The sequence below is a fragment of the Caulobacter segnis genome (assembly GCF_019931575.1).
Classification (GTDB): domain Bacteria; phylum Pseudomonadota; class Alphaproteobacteria; order Caulobacterales; family Caulobacteraceae; genus Caulobacter; species Caulobacter segnis_C.
In genome coordinates this window covers 2274977-2291845 of sequence record NZ_CP082923.1, presented here as the reverse complement: position 1 = coordinate 2291845, position 16869 = coordinate 2274977, and the positions used below count along the sequence as shown (strand labels likewise).

Genomic DNA, 16869 nt, shown 5'->3' with positions numbered 1-16869 from the left:
TTGTTCTTGGTCTCAGGCGTCGGTCGCCAGCCAGCCGACCGCGTTGGCCAACCAGCGCCGCTGAAGCGGCCCCACCATGTCCGGCAGGCGGTGAACAAGCACGCGGGCCTTGTCCTTGCGGACGACGAAGCTGGCCGCGCCGTTCTTGCGGTCGTGGTCGCGGCTGTAGCCGGCGATAACGTCGACGCCTTGGCCGTCAATGATCAGGCCGTTCGAGGGCTGTCCCTCGACTTGGTGCAGCACGCTCATGGCCATGTCGGCCGGCAGGCCGGCGAAGGTCGAATGCGCTCGCACATAGTTCCAGTTGCCCATCCACGGCGCGCGCAGGCCACCGACTTGGCCGGCATAGTCGAAGAGACCCAGGCCCGAGAGCTGCTTGGCGACGCCGTCGGCCAGGCCGTCTTCCTGGACTATGGCCAGCAGCGGCGCACCGGCCTTGGCGGCGGCCAGCACCTCGGGCGGCAGCTCGCCCAGGACGACCACCGGCTTCTCGCCCTTCTTGGGCTGGGCCTCAAGGCCGGTCTGCTCGCCGACCTGACGCCGGACGATCTCGTCGGTCTTCAGGCCCGAAGCGACGATGCCGGCGTAGCGCACGCCCGGCTTGAAGTCCTCGACCATCACGTTCGGCAGGGCCAGCAACTGTTCCCGCAGGCTCCTGGCGATCCCCGAGACGCCGATCCTGATCGGCTTGACGGGCTTGGGCGCCTCGGCCGTCACCCAGATCTCGCGATCGGACACGACGTCGCCGAACGTCACGCGGATCGTGTTGAGTCCCTCACGGGTCAGGGCCGGCGTTCGGAAGCGCTCGGTCAGCAGATAGCTCAGTTGGTCCGGCGTCTGGGCCGGCGCGGGCCAGCGGCCCAGCTCCTGGGCCTGACCGCCCTCGCCCACCAGGCTCAGCACGACGTCGCCCGTCGCGGCCTGGCCGCTGTCGTTGAAAAGCCAGATGTCCAGCTCGGCGGTCTCGCCGGCCGCATAGGCCAAAGCCCGGGGCTTGGCGATCGCCATGACCGGCCGTAGAGCCTGGCTCATCAGGATTGGATCGGCCTTGAAGCCGCGCAGGACGTCGACGATGCCCGAATGGTTCTCGATCGCGGTGCTTTCCCAGCCCGAGATCGCCGCCACGTCGACGGTCTCGCCCAGGCGGATGTTCTCCAGGTAGTTGCGCCAGGACTCATAGACCTTGCGCCCCACCGACAGGAACAGCGCCTCGCTGGTCGGAAAGGCCGACTTGAAGCCCCACCGCTCGATATAACTGTTGGTCGCCGCGACGATGTCCTTGTGGTCCTGCAGGTCGTAGCTCTTGCCGCCCCTGGCCAGGATCTCCACGACCATGGCCTCGTGGTTGTCAGCCGTGGCGCAGCCCTGCATCTCGCCGAACTCGACGATGAAGGGCTTGCCCTTCTGCATGTGGATGTAGTCGTCCTTGGAGCGGTAGAACTTGTCGTACCACTGGTCGCCGGCCCCCTGGTGCTCGACCCACCAGCCGCCCCATTCCTCGACGTCCGAGCGGTAGTAGTGGTCGTTGTACGGCAGGTACATGGCCTGGGCCGCGCCACGCTTGACGAAGCCGTCGTTCAGCACGACCGCCCGGCTGGGGTCCAGGTCGTGCATGGCCTTCAGCACAGCCTGGACGTCGGGATTGGCCAGGTTGGCGCCGATCTCGTTCTGCAGGGTGTACTGCACTAGCGATGGCCGCGAGCGGAATGCGCGGACCATGGCCTTGCACTTCTCGACCAGGAAGGCGCGACTGAAGGCGTCGGCCTCGGACAGCGTCTCGCCGGGCTTGAGGTCGCGGCCGATGGCGTGACGCCCCCCACCGGGCTCCATCACCCGCAGCAGGCCCATCTCGTCCATCGCGTCGAACACCTCGGGCTTGCCGACGTTGCGGTGGAAGTGCAGCGCGTTCAGGCCCAGCTTGTGCGCCGAGGTGACCTCGCGCCGGGCCAGTTCCGGCGTCGGCCACAGGCCGTTGAAGCCCCAATAGCCCCAGGAGATCGCCGAATAGAGCCGCACGCGGCGGCCGTTCAGGCGCAGCAGGGCGTCGGTCCCGACCCCGTCGACGCCGAACCAGCGGAAGCCGAAGCGAACCTCGCGCGTGTCGACCACGCCCTTGGCCTCGGTCCAGCGGAAGCGCAGCCGGTGCAGGATGGGCGTCTTCAAGTCCCACAGCGAGGCGTTCGGCGCGGCGACCGAGAAGCGGACCCGCAGGCGGCGCTCGTCCAGCGCCTCGACGGCCTCGATCATGGTCGTCGCCGCCACGGGCGCGCCCTTGTCGTCAGTCAGCGCGACAGCGGCCTTGGTTTTCAGCCTGTCGAGACCCGCCTTCGGTAGCGGCCTATCGAGCACCACTTCCATGAAGCCGGTGACCTGGCGCGGATTGGGCGTGTTCAACACCCAGGCGTCATCGATCCGCGCCGCGCGCGGGTGGACGCTCAGGGTCATGCCCCGGTCGAGACCGCCAAAGCCGTGCGAAGCGAAGAACCGCAGCTTGCCCCACATCATGGTCGTGGAATCGCGCCAGTCGAAGCGGCCGCCGGGATTGGTGATGCGGATCGACAGCTGGTTGGCCTCGCCGGGCCGCATAGCCTCGGAGAGATCGCAGGCGATCGGCAGTTCCGACATGATCGAGTAGCCGACCAGCCGCTCGTTCAGGAACACCTCGGCCCGCATCCGCGCGCCGCGGATGTTCAGCATCACCCGCTGGCCCTTGGCCGAGGCCGGGATGTCGATCGTCCGGCTCCACCACGACACGCCCTTGTAGGCGCCATAGCGCGGCACGTCGTCGTCCTCGGCGTAGCGATACTCGTCGGCGCCGTAGGGCCGCGTGCCGAACGCGCCCCAGAAATGCTCTTCGACCGTGGTCGGCAGGTTGACCTTGATCGCCTCGCCCGAGCCCAGCGCGCGCCAGCCGCCGGTTGGCGGGTTCACGGGCAGCTTGGCCAGCTCGAACGTCCCCGGTAGGTGGATGACGTCATCCTTCCAGGCCGCGTCCCGGTCGATCCACAGCGACCAGCCGTCGTCGGGAATGGCCAGGGACGGCTCGGCGGCCAGGCCCACGGCCGGCGTCAGGCCCGTGGCGGCGGCGACGCCCAGGCTGGTGGTCAGGAAACCGCGGCGATCGATACGCATGGGATACTCTGCTTTACGGGGTCCAGCCGTCGGAGCCGGCCAGGAAGGTCTTGCGACTCCAGGCCTTGGCCTGGTCGGCGGTCAGCTGCTTGGTGCGCGGCTCGCGGGTCTTGGGGCTCGCCCCCGGACCGGTCGAGGCGTACTCGGCGAAGGTCGCGGTGTTCAGGGTCTCGGTCTTGCCCGGCGTCCACTCGCGCCAGCCGGCCGGCTCCAGCGGAGCCTCGATGCGCGAGCGCATGAAGACCACCGTCGCCAGGGGTCGCCAGGCGCGGCCGAACCAGATCGACTTGGCGTCCTTGTCGGCGGTGATCAGGCAACGGTCGAAGACATAGGCGCTGTCCTGGTCGGGCCGCACCTTGCTCTGGGCGGTGATCATCACCGTCTCGTGGGCGACGCCATGGATGTGGCAGCGATCGAAGAAGGCCTTGGCGTCGCCGAAGATGAAGTCGACGTGCCCCTCGACATAGCAGTTCTTGAAATACTGCCGGCTAGGCTTGTCCTTCTTGGACGCGGCATAGAGCGTGTCCTGCGCGCCCAGCAGCCGCACCTTCTCCAGCACGGCGCGATCGGCGGTGATGGCCAGCGCCACAGCCTGGGACGGACGCGGGTCCTTCAGGTGATAGTCGTTCTGGATCGTCAGGTTCCTGGCCCGGAAGCCGTCGCCCGAGACGTTCATCGTGAACGACTTGAAGGTGCCGCCGGCCGTCAGGGCCCCGTCGCTCCAGACGACGACCACGTCCTGGGGCCGCGCGCCCTTGCCGATTAGGCGGACATTCGGCTTGGCGATCGTCACCTTCTCCCGGTACTCGCCCGGCGCCAGCTCGATCGTGCCGCCGTCCTCCGGCAGCGCCTCGACGGCGGCGGTCAGGGTCTTGTAGGCCGCCTTGGGCCCCACCCGCAGGGTCTCGGCCGAGGCGACATCCGCCAGGGCCGTGGCCAGCAGCAGGCCCAGGAAGATGCGCTTGCCGATCATGCCCGCACCAAGGCGCCGTCGCGGGCGACAAGACGCGCGCTCTGGCCCTTCTTGAGGTCGAGGTCGAGGGTCGAGCCTGCGAGCACCACCGTGTGCTTGCCGTCGGCCTTGGCGGTCAGCACCGCTTCGGACAGCTTGCCGCCCGTCCAACGCACGTCGACGCCGACAGCGCCGCGCGCCCTCAGACCCGTGACGTGGCCGGTCGGCCAGGCCGATGGCAGGGCCGGCAGCAGGTAGATGCGGTCGTTGCGGCTTTGCAGGATCATCTCGGTCATGCCCGAGGTCCCGCCGAAATTGCCGTCGATCTGGAACGGCGGGTGGGCGTCGAACATGTTCGGATAGGTCCGCTCGGGGCCCAGCAGCAGCTTCAGTATGCCGTGGGCGTGGTCGCCATCGCCCAGCCGCGACCACAGGTTCAGACGCCAGGCGATGGCCCAGCCGGTCGAGAGGTCACCGCGCGTGACCAGGGTCTGCCTGGCCGCCGCCGCCAGCTTGGGTGTGGTGTCGATCGAGATCTGGTCCGACGGGAACAGGCCGTAGAGGTGCGAGACGTGGCGGTGGTGGATGTCCTTGGCGTCGGCGTCCCAGTCCTCCTGCCACTCCTGCAACTGGCCGTCCTTGCCGATCTTGTAGGGGGCCAGCTTGTCACGCGCGGCCTTCAGCTCGGCGACGAAGGCTGCGTCCGCCCCCAGGATGGCCTCGGCCTTCAGGCAGTTGTCGAAAAGGTCGCGGACGATCGCCTGGTCCATGGTCGGGCCGGCGGCCAGGGACGAGCCATGGCCGTGGTCGTTCTCCGGCGAGATCGACGGGCTGGTGACCAGAACCCCGAACTTGGGATCGACCACCAGGGTGTCGAGGAAGAACCGCGCCGAGCCCTTCATCAGCGGATAGACCCGCTCGAGATAGGCCTGGTCGCGACCATAGTCGTAGCGATCCCAGACGTGCTTGCAGAGCCAAGCGCCGCCGGTCGGCCAGACCCCGAACTTGGCGCCGTCGATCGGGGCGGTGGCCCGCCACAGATCGGTATTGTGGTGCGTGACCCAGCCGCGCGCGCCGTACATGGCCTTGGCCATCCGCGTACCGGTCTCGGAGATGTCCTTCACCAGAGCGATCAGCGGCTCGACCAGCTCCGGCAGGCCGGTCGGCTCGGCCGGCCAGTAGTTCATCTCGGTATTGATGTTGATCGTGTACTTGCCGCCCCACGGCGCGAACGTCTTGTCGTTCCAGATCCCCTGCAGGTTGGCCGGCTGGCTGCCCGGCCGCGAGCAGGCGATCAGCAGGTAGCGGCCGTACTGGTAGTACAGCGCCGCCAGGGACGGATCGTCGGTGGTCGGCGACTGCTTGATGCGCTCGTCCGTCGGCAGCAGGTCGGCGCGAGTGCGGCCGAAGTCGACGCCGACGCGGCGGAACAGGGCCCGGTGGTCGGCCTGGTGCTCGGCCAGCATCTTGGCCCACGGCTTGCCGGTAAGCTTGGCCAGGGTCGCCTTGTTCAGCGCGGTCGGGTCGCCCGAGACGTCGTCATAGTGGCGATAGCTGGTGGCGGCGGCGATCAACAGCACGACCTCGTCGGCGCCTTTCACCGACAAGACACCACCCTGCCCGCTGACCTTGCCGCCCTTGGCCCTGACCTCGACGCGGCACTCGAACGTCAGCTTGGCGTCGACGCCCTGCGACGGCTCGTTGGTCCCGGCCAGGATCAGGTGCGCGCCCTCGACCGACGAGACCAGCTTGGACTTCAGCGGGCTGGCGAAGCTGAGGTCGACATTGATCGCGCCCTTCCTGCTGGCGGTCAGGCGCACGGCGATCACGCCGTCCGGCGCGCTGCCGATCACCTCGCGGACATGGCGGACGCCGCCGGCCGTGAAGCGGGTCGTGGCGATGGCGCCGTCGAGGTCGAGGTCGCGGACATAGTCGGCGCTCGCTTCGCCCAGGCCCGGGAAGTCCAGCTTGAGATCGCCGATCGTCTGGTAGGACATCTGGCGCTTGGGAACGCCCATGAACTTGGCGTCGGCCAGGTCGGTGGCCTTGGCGTATTCGCCCGCGTCGATCAGGCGGCGGATCTCCGGCAAGGCCGCATGAGCCTCCGGATTAATCGGCTCGTACGGACCGCCCGCCCACAGGGTGTCCTCGTTCAATTGCAGCCGCTCGGCCGCGACGCCGCCGAAGATCATCGCCCCCAGCTTGCCCGAGCCGACCGGCAGGGCCTCGACCCACTCCTTGGCCGGCTGGCGGTACCACAGGCGCAGCGGCGAGGCCTTGGGCGCGGCGGCGCGGGCCGAGGTTCCGGCCAGGGCCGTCGTGGCGCCGAGGACGGCGAGCGTAGAGCGGCGGGTCAGGGTCATGACGAAACCTAGGCTTACGGAATCAGGTAGCGGCGCAGGGCCGGAACGGACTTTGACAGCTCGTCCGTGACGATGGTCGAGAAGTAGTCCGCGCCGACGACGCCCAGATGCGTGTAGTCGAACGACAGCCTGGCCTGGCCCATCGGCTCGACGGCGGCGTTGTTCTGCTGGTTCTGCGCCGGCGCGCCGGGCGCGACCGGGACGCCCGTGCTGGCGGCGATGGTCGTGCCGGTCTTGGTCGCGGCCTCGACCACCTCGGCCGACGGCGGACGCTGGGCGAACTGCATGGCCTCGACCGGTCCCATGGCCTGGACGGCCGCCTGGCTGCGGGCGTGCAGGTCGACCAGCGGCGTACCGGTCTCGACGGCGACCTTGCGCACGGCCTCGGCCCACGGTCCCAGATCGTCGATCAGCTTGCCATCCTTGAACTGGCGGCGCGTCAGGGGCGTGACAAGGACCGGCTTGCCGCCGGCCGCCCGCACCTCCTCGACATAGCGCTTCATGTTGGCCGGAAACTCGGTGGCCAGGTCCGTCGAGCGGCCGGGCTTGCCCGGTTGGTCGTTATGGCCGAACTGGATCAGCACGTAGGTGTCGGTGAAGCCGCCGGACTTGATCTCGTCCATGGCCAGCGCCCACGAGCCCTCGGCGCGGTAGTTGCCGCTGGAGCGCCCGCCGCGCGCCAGGTTGATGCAGGCGGCGAACGAGGTCACGTGCCAGCCGCAGAAGCTGGGGCCCCAGCCGCCCAGCACGGCCGTGGTGGAGTCGCCGACCAGCACGATCTTGATGGCCTTGAACTTCGCCGGCGCGGGCTCCGCCGTCTGGGCGTGCGCCGCCAACGGCGTCAGCGCCAGGGCGGTCGCCAGGGTCAGGGCCTTCAAACGCATGCGCGACTCCGAAGAAGGATGGGCGACGCGGGGAAAGGACCAGCGCCGCCCAGTTTGGCGTCTCGGGGGAGACGGTCCTGGCGCCTAGAGCGGCGAATTGTTCAAGGAGAAGGTGGCTGGAGCGTCGACGATGATCGTCTCACCGGATGCGCCTTTCGCGGCGCGACTCGACGGCGTGAACATCGTGACCTCCCCATTTTTCCGCGGCCCTTGGGACCGTCTTTCACCGGATTGCTGTCACCGGTGTCATTTGAGATAAGCATGCCCAGGGAGCTGACAAAAGCGGAAAGTTACCGGTAACTTTCGGAAATCCCTGGATTTTCCCCACCCCGGAGGAGCTTGGCCATAACGACGATTTCCGCCCGCCGATCCGCACGAAAAAGTTCCGGATCGCCCGAAAATCCCGACGCGCCATTGATCGACACGGCGTTCGACCGCATCGTCGCGCCCAACGAGGATGCCGAGAACAATCGGGGAGTGGCGGTGTCCCAGGCGGAGCGGCCGAAGCTTCGAATCGTCCGGGAGGAGGTTTGGCGTGATCACCCGGCCTACCCGGCCGTCTACGCCAAGGAGTGGCGGGACCTCTGCGCATTCCTGCGCGCCCGGTTCGGCCCTGGCCCGCCCGACTGCGAGGACGTCGCCCAGCAGGCCTTCTTCAAGCTGGGCGAGCAGACCGCGAACCGCCAGCTGGAAAGCCCCCGCGCCTTCGTCTTCCGTATCGCCATCAACCTGATGCACGACGCTCGTCGCCAGCTGCGGCGCGCCTCGGCGGCCCTGGGCGACGGCGCTGGCCTGGCCGCCGACGCGGACCCCGATCTTGAGCGCGCCCTGATCGCCAAGCAGCAGGTGCGCCTGCTCCAGAAGGTGCTGGCCGGCCTGCCCGAGCGGCATCGCCAGTATCTGACCGCCAACCGCGTGGACGGCCTGAGCTTCGCCGAGATCGGCCGCCGCCATGGCGTCTCCGAGTCCCTCGTTCGCAAGACCGTGGACGAAGCCGCCGCCGTCTGCCAGCGCGCCATCGCGCGCGGAACCATCGACTATCGAGGCCTGTCGCGTGAACGCACCCGTCGATCCTGACTCGGCGATCGGCGTCAGCGCCCGCGACTGGGTCCTGGCGGTGAGCGGCGAGGATTTCCCGCCCGCGCGCTCGGCCCAGCTGGAAGCCTGGCTGAAGGCCGACCCGCGCCACGCGCAAGCCTACGAGCAGGCCGAGCATACGCTGCTGCTGTTGGACCAGGCCCTCGCCGCACCGATCGTGGCTCTCCCCGCCCCCTGGCCGCGCCGCTGGATGTGGCCCGGCCTCGCCATCGCCGCCGGCCTGGTCGCCGCCGTGCTGGCCACGCCACCGCCGGCGCTCCAGTCGGCCCCGGGCCAGACGCGCGCGGTCGTCCTCGCTGACGGCAGTCCCGTAACCCTGGCCCCCGGGTCCAGCCTGCGGCCCCGCTGGCGATGGTCGCGTCGGGCCTATGTCCTGCAACGCGGCGAGGCCTTCTTCGCCGTCACCCACGACCCGGCCCATCCGTTCACCGTCGCCGCCGGCTCGGCCAAGGTCCGCGTGCTGGGGACCCGTTTCGACGTCCACCGCGCGCCGGACGACCGCGTGCGGGTCGAGGTCGAGCAAGGCCTGGTCGAGGTCTCGCGGGCCCATGCCGGCGGCGCCTTGGTGGCGCGTGTCAGCGCTGGCCAGCGCGCCCTGGCTGACGCCTCGGGCGTTCGCGCCGCTCCCCTGGCGCGGACTGAGGACGTCGGCGCCTGGCGCGCCGGGCGCCTGGCCTACGCCGCCGCGCCACTGAGCGAGGTGGTCGCCGATCTGAACCGCTACGGTCTTCGGGCCAGGGTCACGCCCGGCGCCGCGCGCTTGAAGGTGACGGCGGGCCTGCGCCCGGATCAGGCGGCCCCCTTCGTCGCCGGCCTGCCGCGCGCGCTGCCGGTCACGGTGGCCCGCGAAGCCGACGGCGGCCTGCTGATCCGCGCGCGATGAGACCGGCCCTCGTCTCGGCCACGGCTCTGGCCCTGATGCTAGCGGGCGCTCCGGCCCTGGCGGCCCAGCGTCCGGCCGTCTTCGCCTTCGATCAGCCCGCCCAGCCCCTAGCCAGCGCGCTGCTGGCCCTGTCGGAGCGGACGGGCGCGGTGGTGCTGGCCCCCGCGCCGCTGGTGGCGGGGCGCCCGGCCCCGGCGCTGCGCGGGACCATGTCGCTGCCGGCCGCGCTGGGGACGTTGCTGGCCGGCGCGCGCCTGAGCTTCGTGATCGGCGCGGACGGCGTGGTCACCATCGCGCCGGCGCCGTCGAACGCCCGGCCGACGTCCCGAGCCCGTCCCTTGCCGCTCCCGCCGCCGCGTCGGGTCGACGAGACCCCGGCCGAGGTGGCCTCAATCAGGGTGACCGCCGCGCCCCTGGCCGGTCAGCCGGCTCTGTTGAAGCGCCGCACGCCCTCGCCCATCGACATCCTGACCGAGGACGAGATCGCGCGCTCCGGCGCGCTCAGCCTGGGCGACGCCCTGCGCGACTTGCCTGGCGCCGCAGCGGTCAATGACGGCGGCGAGACGCGCCAGATCGCCGTCCGGGGCGTGGCCAGCCGCTTCACCCGCGTGCGCATCAACGGCATGGAGACCTTGGCGACGTTCGGCGGGGCCAACGCCGGCGGCGGCACCAACCGGGGCCGGGCCTTCGACTACAACGTATTCGCCGCCGACCTCTTCCGGCAGATCCGCCTGCAGAAGACCGCGACGGCCGATGTCGACGAGGGTTCGTTGGGAGCTACGATCGACATATCGACCCGCTCGCCGTTCGACCTGCGCGACAAGAGCATCCTCCTGTACGGCGAGCAGACCTGGAACAGCCGCGCCGATCGCCTGTCGCCGCGCGGCTCGATCGTGCTGTCGCGACGCCTCGCCGACGACCGGCTGGGCGTCCTGGTCTCGGCCGCCTATTCCCGCCGCTACGCCGTCGACGCGGGCAGCACGGCCGGCGGCTGGCAATCGGGCGACGCGATCTCTCCGGGTTTCGGCGCGACCACGGGCGGCGCCAGCCTGGCCGAGGTCAACGCCGCCCTGCACGCCCGCATCCCGCGCCTGGAACTGATGACCGCCGAGCAGTCGCGCCTTGGCCTGACCGCCGCGCTGGAATGGCGACCGGCGGACGGGACGCGCGTGGCGCTGGACCTGCTGTACGCGACCCTGAGGTCCAAGCGGAACGAGTTCCTGCTGGAGAGCTTCACCTTCCGCACGGCCGGCGCCTGCGGCCCCGCCGCCGCGCCGGCCTGCGGCCTGAACGCCGTGACCGCGATCGATCCGGTGATCCGTACGGGCCAGGGCCCCGCCGTGCTGATCGCGGGCCGGTTCGACGGCGTCGACGTCAAGTCCGAGGCCCGCTACGACGAGCTCGACACCATCTTCCGCCAGGCGACCCTGTCGGCCAGCCGCCGGCTCCCAGGCGGCGTCGAGGCCACGGCCTTGCTGGGCTTCTCGCGCTCGGACTTCAGCAACCCGGTGCAGAACACCCTGCACCTGGACCAGTACGGCGTGAACGGCTTCGCCTACGACTTTCGCGACCGCGCCCATCCCTTCGTCGGCTATGGCGACGCCGTCCTGGATCGAGCCTCGGCCTGGACGCTGTCGGAGTTCCGCGACGATCCGAACTGGGTCGACAACAGCTTCAAGACCGCCGGCCTCGACCTGAAGGGCGAGACGGGCGGCGTCGAGTGGCGCGCGGGGGTGCTGCACAAGGACTACCGCACGGAGGCCGTCACCCTGTCGCGATCGAACGGCGCGATCGCCAACCTCAATGGCGTGCTGCCGGCGGCGTTGGCCGCCATACCGGTCGCCGACTATGTGCGCATGGTCGGCGGGGGCGCCGCGTTCGGCGTCGTCGATCCGCCCGCCGGGTGGCTGACGCCGGACGTCACGCGCGGCTTGACGCTGCTGCGCCAGGCCTGCGCCCGAACAGGCTGCGACGCCTTCCGCCTGGGTCCCGAGCCGGTGGCCGGCACCAACTACGCGATCACCGAACAGGACGACGCGGCCTATGTGCTGATCTCCCGTCCGCGCCAGGCCGGGCGACAGCTCTGGGGCGACGTCGGACTTCGCCTGGCCCGCACGGGCCAGGATTCGACCGGCTCGCAGCTCCAGGCCGACGGCGCGCTGAAGCCCGTCCGCGTGCGCCGCGACTATGGCGACGTCCTGCCGTCGGCGAACCTGGTCTGGGAGCCTGCCGACGACCTGACCGTCCGCTTCGGTGCGGCGCGGGTGATGGTGCGCCCCGACCTGCGCAGCCTGCGGCCGGGCTTCACCATCGCGACCACCAGCCTGAAGATGGTCTCGGCGGGGGATCCGGACCTCACGCCGACGCGCGCGACGAACCTGGACCTGGCCGTCGAATGGCTCGTCCCGAACGGCGGCGCGGTCACGATCGCGGCCTATCACAAGTCGATCCAGTCGGTGGTCCAGCAGACGATCACCCAGCCCGCGCCATTCTCGGCCAACCCGTACGGCCTGCCCGACAGCGTCGCGGTCCTGGCCTGCGGCGGCGCAGTGGGCTGCGATCCGGCCCTACCCATCTGGCAGTTCATCCGCCCCGCCAACACCGGCAAGGGCAGGCTGAACGGCCTGGAGATCTCGGCGGTCACGCCGCTGGGCGCGCCGGGTTCGGCCCTGGCGCCCTGGCGACTGCAGGGGTCTGCGGCCTACACCCGCTCGAGCGTCCGTTACCGGATGCCCGACGGCCAGATCCAGGCCATCGAGGACTCCCTGGGTGGCCCCCGCCTGGTCGGCAATCTGGCGCTGGTCTACGCCGGCCGTCGCCTCGACGCGCGCGCCGCCATCAGTCACCGAGGCCGCTACCTGGCCTCGGTTCCCGCCCAGACCGGCGGGGACGCCGACGGCTTCGGCGCCCTGACCACGGTGGACGTCTCGGTGCGCTATCGGCTGTCCCCGCAACTGACCCTGACGGCGGACGGCGCCAACCTGACGGACAGGGTGTCGCGTCAGTTCATCGACCGCAGCCAGATCCCCAACTACCAGCACCGCACGGGACGCGAGTTCCGGCTGGGCCTGCGCTACCGCTACCTCTAGGGCTGCTCGTCGAGGGCGAAGATCCGGCGCATCGGCAGCCACTTCTCGTCGTCGACTGCGTCGGGCAGCGGCTGCTGGAACTCCCACATCAGGCGTTCCCAGGCCTGGACGTCCTCGGACGCCAGGTCGGCGGCGGCCTTGGCCTCGGGCGAGAAGTCCGGCCCGGTCTCCATGATCATGAACAGCCGCGTCCCCAGCCGCCAGATCTGCATGTCGCGGATGTCGGCGGCGCGGATCGAGGCGATCACCGCCGGCGGCACGGCGCCCGGCGCGTGCCAGGCCTCGTAGCGTTCGATCAGCGCCGGATCATCCTTGAGGTCCAGGGCCAGGCAGTGGCGCACGTCAGTTGATCCAGCCGCCGTCGATGATGTGGATCTGGCCGGTGGTGAAGGCCGACTCGTCACTGGCCAGGTACAGGGCCAGTTGGGCCAGTTCCTCCGGCTTGCCCAGGCGGCCCATCGGCTGGCGGGCGGTGAAGGCCTTGCGGGCGGCCTCGTAGTCGCCGGTTTCGGCCAGGCGCTGGTTCAGCGACGGCGTGTCGACCGTGCCCGGGCAGATCGCGTTGCAGCGGATTCCCTGCCCCACGAAGTCGGCGGCCACGGCCTTGGTCAGACCGATCACGGCCGCCTTGGTGGCCCCGTAGGCAAAGCGGTTGGGAACCCCTTTGATCGAGCTGGCGACGGAAGACATGTTGACGATCGAACCCTTCCCCGCCGCCAGCATGGCCGGCAGGAAAGCGCGGATCGTGCGGTACTGGGCCGTGACATTGATGTCGTTCGAGAATGCCCAGGCCTTTTCGTCACAGTCCAGGATCGTGCCGGCGTGGACGTAGCCGGCGCAGTTGAACAGCACGTCGATCGCACCCAGCTCGGCGGCCAGGGCGGTGATGGCGCCCGGGTCCAGCACGTCCAGCCGACGGGCCTCGCAGCCTTCGACCTTGGCCAGCAGGTCCATGTTGAGGTCGGTGGCGATGACGCGCGCGCCCTCGCGGGCGAACAGCTCGGCGCTGGCCTTGCCGATGCCCTGCGCCGCCGCCGTCACCAGGGCGGTCTTGCCCGAAAGTCTACCCATGGATACGCCCCTTAACTCGCGCGCCGCAGCGGCAGGCAGGCCGGACCGATCGGGTCGAAGGCCTTGTAGGTGAGGATGAATTCCTGGTGGCCCAAAGCCTCGGACACCGTCCGCTGGCCGCCGGCGACGGCCAGGACCAGGTCGAAGATCTCGTCGCCGACCTCGTCCAGCGTGCCCCGACCTTCCATGATCCGGCCGGCGTCGACGTCCATGTCGCCGGCGAGCTTGCGGTAGGTCTCGGGATTGGCGCAGACCTTGATCACCGGCGAGACGGCCGAACCGACCACCGAACCGCGCCCGGTGGTGAACAGCGTCAGATGCGCCCCGCAGGCGATCAGCTCGACGATCTCGGCGTTGTCGGAGATGTTGGGGAAGCCGAACCGCACCTCGCCGTCCGGCACCACATCCAGCAGGTAGAGCCCGCCGGAGGGCGGCAAGTCGCCGGGCTTGAGGATGCCGACGATCGGGGCCGAGCCCGACTTGGAATAGGCCCCCATCGACTTTTCTTCCTGGGTCGTCAGCCCACCCTCGGCGTTGCCGGGCGCGAAGCTGCCGTAGCCCATGACCGTATAGTAGGCCTCGGCCTTGCGGACGCTGGCTTCCAGCGCCTCGCCCAATTCCGGCGTGATCGCCCGGCTGGCCATGATCTTCTCGCAGCCGACCAGTTCGCCGGTCTCCTCGAAGACGCAGGCCGCCCCGGCCGCGCCCAGGCGGTCGAAGGCGCGGCCGACGGCGGGATTGGCGGTGATGCCCGACGTGCCGTCCGACCCGCCGCAGATGGTGCCGATGACCAGTTCCGAGACATCCATCGGAACGCGCGGCGTCCGGTCGGCGATCGCCTTCAGCCGCGCCACGGCCTCGACGCCCTTGCGGATGGTCTCGGCGGTGCCGCCGCTGTCCTGGATCACCAGGGTCTCGACCGGCCGGCCGCTGGCGGCGACGGCCGCGCGCAGGGCCTCGCGGTTGAAGCTCTCGCAGCCTAGCGAGATCAACAGCACGCCGCCGATGTTCGGATGGGTCCCGATCGCCTCCATGACCTTCAGGGCGTAGGCGTTCGGATAGCAGCCGGGAAAGCCGATCAGGTGGACGTCTGGATCATCGCTCTTCGTGACGATGGCCCGGGCCACATGGTGGGCGCACTCGACCAGATAGGCCACGGCCACGACGTTGCGGATGCCCTTGCGGCCATCGGCGCGCAGATAGCCCTGGATGCTCATTGGGCCTCACCCGTGGTTCCGCCGACCACCTGCCGGGTGTGGCTGGCGATGTAGTCGCTCTTCATGTTGTGCATGTGGACATGCGCGCCAGCCTCGGCGGCGGCGGTCATCGAGCCGATCGGCGCGCCATACTTCAGGATCTTCTCGCCGGCGACCAGCGCGCGGCGGGCGATCTTGTGGCCGACGGCGACGTCGCCGGGCGCGACCAGCGCCTGGCCGTCGATCTCGATCGTCTGGCCGGCCCTGATCGGCTCGGCCAGCACCAGGACATTGTCGTCGGGATGCAGCAGGATCGGCTTCATGCGGCGGCTCGCGTGGCGGGCGTCGGGGCGTCGGCGCGGATCAGCCCCTCGGCGCGCAGGTCGGACCAGAGGGCGTCCGGAATGGCGAACTCGAACCAGCGGGTCGCCTCGACGACTTGATCTCGCGTCGCCATGCCCGGAATGACGCTCAGCACCGCCGGATGCGCCAGCGGAAATCGCAGGGCGGCCGCGGCCAGCGGGACGCCGTGGGCGGCGCAGACCCGGCGCAAGCGCCCCACCCGCTCGACGATCCCGGCCGGCGCGGCCGCGTAGTTGTAGTGCAGCGTCTCGCCGGTCTCGACCAAGGCGCCGGAATTGAATGGCCCGCCGATGATGATCCCGACACCCCGCGCCACGCAGCGCGGCAGGAAGTCCTCCAGCGCGGTCTGCTCCAGCAGCGTATAGCGGCCGGCCAGCAGGAAGCCGTCGACATCCGCGTGATCCAGGACCTCCTCGCAGACCGCCTGCTCGTTGACGCCCAGGCCGATCGCCCCGACCGCGCCGGCGTCCTTCAGCGCGCGCATGGCGCGGTAGCCGCCATCCAGGAAGTCGCGCATATGGCCGGCGTTCGCCTCGCCATGGGTCATCCGGCCCAGGTCATGGGCCAGCAGCACGTCGATCCGATCGCGCTTCAGGCGGCGCAGGCTGTCCTCAAACGACCGCATGACGCCGTCGTGGGTGTAGTCGAACGTCGGCTCGAAGGGCGCGGCGTCGACGAAGCCGTGGCGCTCACGCTGTATCGTCGCGATCGGCTCGAGGCGACGGCCGACCTTGGTCGAGATGATCACGTTCCGTCCGGCCAGCGCTTCGCCCAGACGCGTCTCGCTGAGACCGAACCCGTAGTGCGGCGCGGTGTCGAAATAGGTGATCCCGGCGGCCAGGGCGGCGTCGATGACAGCGCGGGCGTCAGCGTCGGACACGGGCGCGTAGAGATTGCCGACGGACGCGCCGCCGAACCCCAGTCGCGGCAAGCGCGCCAAGGTCTCCGACCGCCTTTCGCCGCCTGCCATTCTCGCTTCCATCCCATTTATTTATAAAATCGATGTTGCTGATAAAATTCCATTCCAATCACAGCAAGTCAATCGACCGCCGCCGGCCTCCAGCCCTCTAGGCGGTCGGACGGATCTCGCTGGTGATCTCGGCGGCGGCCCGCCGCAGGTCGGCGACCGTATCATCCATCGAAATGGCGTTGGGCATGTCGACATAGGGACAGGTCAGCGCCGCCGCCACGCCCTCGGGGCCGTAGATCGGCACGGAGAGATCGATTACGGCCTTGGTCACGTAGCTGCCCGCCCGCACGAAACCGTCCTTGCGAGCCTGGGCGGCGTTGGCCTCAAAGGTCTTCCAGGCCACCGCCGAGGCCTCGGGCTTCAGCATCTCGGCCCAGCGCTGGCGAACGCCTTCCGGCTGGAACGCGTAGAGCACCAGGCCGGAGGTCGCCTCGACGATCTTGCGGCGATAGCCGACCCGGACCGAGAAGCCCTGGTCGCCCGGCGCCTCGATGCGGGCGACGACGACCATCTGGTCGCCGCTGGCCACCGCCAGGTGGCAGGACTGACCGATCCGCTGGGCGACCGCCCGCATGGCCGGCAGGGCCGCCTCCAGCAGGTCCTTGGCCGGCGCGCGCGTCATGCCCAGGGCGAACAACCTGTTGGTCAGGACGAGGCCGTCCTCGTCGGCGGCGCGGCCGACATAGCCCCGCGCCTCCAGCACCTGGACCATGCGGAACAGCTCGCTGGACGAACGGTCCAGGGCGTTCGAGATCTGGGCCAGGGTCAGGCCGCCGCGATGGGCGGCCAGCAGCTCCAGCACGTCGAGACCCTTTTCCAGGGCGGGCGCGCGGTATTCTCGCTTCTTGGCGGGCACGTCGGACATGGC

Annotated in this window: 13 protein-coding genes; 3 read left to right on the top strand and 10 right to left on the bottom strand. The window is 69.9% G+C overall.

The features are described 5' to 3' along the window. Nucleotides 1–12 precede the first annotated feature (12 nt). From K8940_RS10550 to K8940_RS10535, 4 genes are read right to left on the bottom strand one after another with little or no spacing between them, the layout of a single operon-like run. On the bottom strand, nucleotides 13–3132 hold the full coding sequence (locus K8940_RS10550; RefSeq protein WP_223395348.1) for a sugar-binding domain-containing protein: 3120 nt from the start codon (nucleotides 3130–3132) through the stop codon (nucleotides 13–15). A gap of 13 nt (nucleotides 3133–3145) precedes the next feature. Then, nucleotides 3146–4105, bottom strand: coding sequence for a pectinesterase family protein (locus K8940_RS10545; RefSeq protein WP_223395347.1), 960 nt, complete (start codon nucleotides 4103–4105; stop codon nucleotides 3146–3148). Further along, on the bottom strand, nucleotides 4102–6447 hold the full coding sequence (locus K8940_RS10540; protein WP_223395346.1) for a glycosyl hydrolase family 95 catalytic domain-containing protein: 2346 nt from the start codon (nucleotides 6445–6447) through the stop codon (nucleotides 4102–4104). Before K8940_RS10540 ends, K8940_RS10545 begins: the two co-directional genes overlap by 4 nt. A gap of 14 nt (nucleotides 6448–6461) precedes the next feature. Then, nucleotides 6462–7331 (bottom strand): rhamnogalacturonan acetylesterase, encoded by an 870-nt coding sequence (locus tag K8940_RS10535; protein WP_223395345.1) that lies wholly within the window; start codon nucleotides 7329–7331, stop codon nucleotides 6462–6464. Nucleotides 7332–7745: 414 nt separating this feature from the next. On the opposite strand from K8940_RS10535, the gene K8940_RS10530 reads away from it, so the two are divergent. Genes K8940_RS10530 through K8940_RS10520 form a run of 3 tightly spaced genes read left to right on the top strand, consistent with a single transcriptional unit; the run spans nucleotide 7746 to nucleotide 12401 of the window. Continuing rightward, entirely contained in the window at nucleotides 7746–8408 is a 663-nt protein-coding gene (locus K8940_RS10530; protein WP_223395344.1) for an RNA polymerase sigma factor, read from the top strand. Beyond that, nucleotides 8386–9312 carry a FecR family protein gene (locus tag K8940_RS10525; protein ID WP_223395343.1) on the top strand — a complete coding sequence of 309 codons (927 nt, stop codon included), beginning with the start codon at nucleotides 8386–8388 and terminating at the stop codon, nucleotides 9310–9312. The genes K8940_RS10530 and K8940_RS10525 overlap by 23 nt, the downstream gene beginning before the upstream one ends. Next, nucleotides 9309–12401 carry a TonB-dependent receptor gene (locus K8940_RS10520; RefSeq protein WP_223395342.1) on the top strand — a complete coding sequence of 1031 codons (3093 nt, stop codon included), beginning with the start codon at nucleotides 9309–9311 and terminating at the stop codon, nucleotides 12399–12401. Before K8940_RS10525 ends, K8940_RS10520 begins: the two co-directional genes overlap by 4 nt. Here the strand turns inward: K8940_RS10520 and K8940_RS10515 are convergent. The 6 genes from K8940_RS10515 to K8940_RS10490 form a co-directional block, all read right to left on the bottom strand. Beyond that, nucleotides 12398–12742 carry an L-rhamnose mutarotase gene (locus K8940_RS10515; protein ID WP_223395339.1) on the bottom strand — a complete coding sequence of 115 codons (345 nt, stop codon included), beginning with the start codon at nucleotides 12740–12742 and terminating at the stop codon, nucleotides 12398–12400. The genes K8940_RS10520 and K8940_RS10515 overlap by 4 nt on opposite strands. Before the next feature lies 1 nt (nucleotide 12743). After that, nucleotides 12744–13472 (bottom strand): SDR family oxidoreductase, encoded by a 729-nt coding sequence (locus K8940_RS10510; RefSeq protein WP_223395337.1) that lies wholly within the window; start codon nucleotides 13470–13472, stop codon nucleotides 12744–12746. Between the two features lie 11 nt (nucleotides 13473–13483). Continuing rightward, nucleotides 13484–14689 carry a UxaA family hydrolase gene (locus K8940_RS10505; RefSeq protein ID WP_223395335.1) on the bottom strand — a complete coding sequence of 402 codons (1206 nt, stop codon included), beginning with the start codon at nucleotides 14687–14689 and terminating at the stop codon, nucleotides 13484–13486. After that, entirely contained in the window at nucleotides 14686–14991 is a 306-nt protein-coding gene (locus K8940_RS10500) for a UxaA family hydrolase (protein ID WP_223395333.1), read from the bottom strand. Before K8940_RS10500 ends, K8940_RS10505 begins: the two co-directional genes overlap by 4 nt. Then, nucleotides 14988–15962, bottom strand: a complete 975-nt coding sequence (locus K8940_RS10495; RefSeq protein WP_223395331.1) for an aldo/keto reductase — start codon at nucleotides 15960–15962, stop codon at nucleotides 14988–14990. Before K8940_RS10495 ends, K8940_RS10500 begins: the two co-directional genes overlap by 4 nt. Nucleotides 15963–16098: 136 nt before the next feature. Further along, a complete protein-coding gene (locus K8940_RS10490; RefSeq protein WP_223395329.1) occupies nucleotides 16099–16866 on the bottom strand; it encodes an IclR family transcriptional regulator in 768 nt (255 codons plus the stop codon). Between the last annotated feature and the right edge of the window lie 3 nt (nucleotides 16867–16869).

What these genes read in the sequence shown, in the direction of transcription:
- K8940_RS10520 (WP_223395342.1), top strand. Translation starts at nt 9,309, where the DNA reads ATGAGACCGGCCCTCGTCTCGGCCACGGCTCTGGCCCTGATGCTAGCG.
- K8940_RS10500 (WP_223395333.1), bottom strand. Translation starts at nt 14,991, where the DNA reads ATGAAGCCGATCCTGCTGCATCCCGACGACAATGTCCTGGTGCTGGCC.
- K8940_RS10535 (WP_223395345.1), bottom strand. Translation starts at nt 7,331, where the DNA reads ATGCGTTTGAAGGCCCTGACCCTGGCGACCGCCCTGGCGCTGACGCCG.
- K8940_RS10510 (WP_223395337.1), bottom strand. Translation starts at nt 13,472, where the DNA reads ATGGGTAGACTTTCGGGCAAGACCGCCCTGGTGACGGCGGCGGCGCAG.
- K8940_RS10505 (WP_223395335.1), bottom strand. Translation starts at nt 14,689, where the DNA reads ATGAGCATCCAGGGCTATCTGCGCGCCGATGGCCGCAAGGGCATCCGC.
- K8940_RS10545 (WP_223395347.1), bottom strand. Translation starts at nt 4,105, where the DNA reads ATGATCGGCAAGCGCATCTTCCTGGGCCTGCTGCTGGCCACGGCCCTG.
- K8940_RS10540 (WP_223395346.1), bottom strand. Translation starts at nt 6,447, where the DNA reads ATGACCCTGACCCGCCGCTCTACGCTCGCCGTCCTCGGCGCCACGACG.
- K8940_RS10550 (WP_223395348.1), bottom strand. Translation starts at nt 3,132, where the DNA reads ATGCGTATCGATCGCCGCGGTTTCCTGACCACCAGCCTGGGCGTCGCC.
- K8940_RS10490 (WP_223395329.1), bottom strand. Translation starts at nt 16,866, where the DNA reads ATGTCCGACGTGCCCGCCAAGAAGCGAGAATACCGCGCGCCCGCCCTG.